Raw genomic sequence first — 2348 nt, forward strand, 5'->3', positions numbered from 1 at the left:
CCTCGGCCTATTAGTACCGGTCGGCTGGGCATTGCTGCTGTACACCTCCGGCCTATCAACCCCATGGTCTGTGGGGGGCCTTACCCCAATTGCTTGGGTGGGAAACCTTATCTTGAAACGTGCTTCCCGCTTAGATGCGTTCAGCGGTTATCACTTCCGAACGTAGCCAACCAGCCGTGCCCTTGGCAGGACAACTGGCACACCAGAGGTTCGTCCATCCCGGTCCTCTCGTACTAGGGACAGGTTTTCTCAAGTTTCCTACGCGCGCGGCGGATAGGGACCGAACTGTCTCACGACGTTCTAAACCCAGCTCGCGTGCCGCTTTAATGGGCGAACAGCCCAACCCTTGGGACCTACTCCAGCCCCAGGATGCGACGAGCCGACATCGAGGTGCCAAACCATCCCGTCGATATGGACTCTTGGGGAAGATCAGCCTGTTATCCCCGGGGTACCTTTTATCCGTTGAGTGACCACGCTTCCACATGCCGTGGCCAGATCACTAGTTCCGACTTTCGTCCCTGCTCGACATGTCTGTCTCACAGTCAAGCTCCCTTGTGCACTTACACTCGACACCTGATTGCCAACCAGGATGAGGGAACCTTTGAGCGCCTCCGTTACATTTTAGGAGGCAACCGCCCCAGTTAAACTACCCATCAGGCACTGTCCCTGAACCGGATCACGGTCCTAGGTTAGACATCTAGTACGACCAGAGTGGTATTTCAACGTTGACTCCACCCGAACTGGCGTCCGGGTCTCACAGTCTCCCACCTATCCTACACAAGCCGAACCAAACACCAATACCAAACTATAGTAAAGGTCCCGGGGTCTTTCCGTCCTGCCGCGCGTAACGAGCATCTTTACTCGTAGTGCAATTTCGCCGAGTCCATGGTTGAGACAGCGCCCAAGTCGTTACTCCATTCGTGCAGGTCGGAACTTACCCGACAAGGAATTTCGCTACCTTAGGATGGTTATAGTTACCACCGCCGTTTACTGGGGCTTAAATTCTCAGCTTCAACCACCGAAGTGGTCTAACCGGTCCTCTTAACCTTCCAGCACCGGGCAGGAGTCAGTCCGTATACATCGTCTTACAACTTCGCACGGACCTGTGTTTTTAGTAAACAGTCGCTTGGGCCTGGTCTCTGCGGCCCTTCCCGCTTCCCCCAGCAAGTGGGTTCACGGTCCGGGCCCCCCTTCTCCCGAAGTTACGGGGGCATTTTGCCGAGTTCCTTAACCATGGTTCACTCGATCGCCTTGGTATTCTCTACCTGATCACCTGAGTCGGTTTGGGGTACGGGCGGCGCATAGCTCGCTAGAGGTTTTTCTCGACAGCATAGGATCACCCACTTCGCCTAACGGCTCCCCATCACATCTCAGACTCCACATCGAAGTGAGAGACCCGGATTTGCCTAGGCCTCGTCCTACCTGCTTGGCCACGGACAACCATCGCCGTGGTTGGGCTACCTTCCTGCGTCACCCCATCGCTTGACTACTACCCGATCGGATCCCACGCTCCACCACACGCCGCCACACCCGAAGGTGCGCTGCACGGTGGCTTTGGGTGGTTAGCATCACGGACCTCGTCAGGGTCGCTACATTGCCGGTACCAGAATATCAACTGGTTGTCCATCGACTACGCCTGTCGGCCTCGCCTTAGGTCCCGACTTACCCAGGGCAGATTAGCTTGACCCTGGAACCCTTGATCATTCGGCGCACGGGTTTCTCACCCGTGATTCGCTACTCATGCCTGCATTCTCACTCGTGTCGCCTCCACCCCTGGATCACTCCGGAACTTCCCCGGCGACACGACGCTCCCCTACCCATCCACACCCCTGAACCCAGCAACCGCAGTCACTCTGGGCTAGGTACGCGTGTGAATGCCATAGCTTCGGCGGATGACTTGAGCCCCGCTACATTGTCGGCGCGGAATCACTTGACCAGTGAGCTATTACGCACTCTTTCAAGGGTGGCTGCTTCCAAGCCAACCTCCTGGTTGTCACTGCGACTCCACATCCTTTTCCACTTAGTCACCGCTTAGGGGCCTTAGCTGATGGTCTGGGCTGTTTCCCTCTCGACTACGGAGCTTATCCCCCGCAGTCTCACTGCTGCGCTCTCACTTACCGGCATTCGGAGTTTGGCTAACGTCAGTAACCTGGTCGGGCCCATCGGCTATCCAGTGCTCTACCTCCGGCAAGAAACACGCAACGCTGCACCTAAATGCATTTCGGGGAGAACCAGCTATCACGGAGTTTGATTGGCCTTTCACCCCTATCCACAGGTCATCCCCTCCATTTTCAACTGAAGTGGGTTCGGTCCTCCACGTCGTCTTACCGACGCTTCAACCTGCCCAT

1 rRNA gene is annotated in these 2348 nt (G+C 56.4%); it reads right to left on the reverse strand.

The features are described from left to right. Nucleotides 1-2: 2 nt before the first annotated feature. Nucleotides 3-2348: ribosomal RNA gene (locus ABD295_RS21085) — 23S ribosomal RNA — on the reverse strand; the annotation flags it as partial.

This window comes from Nocardioides bigeumensis (assembly GCF_039531755.1).
GTDB classification, from domain to species: domain Bacteria; phylum Actinomycetota; class Actinomycetes; order Propionibacteriales; family Nocardioidaceae; genus Nocardioides; species Nocardioides bigeumensis.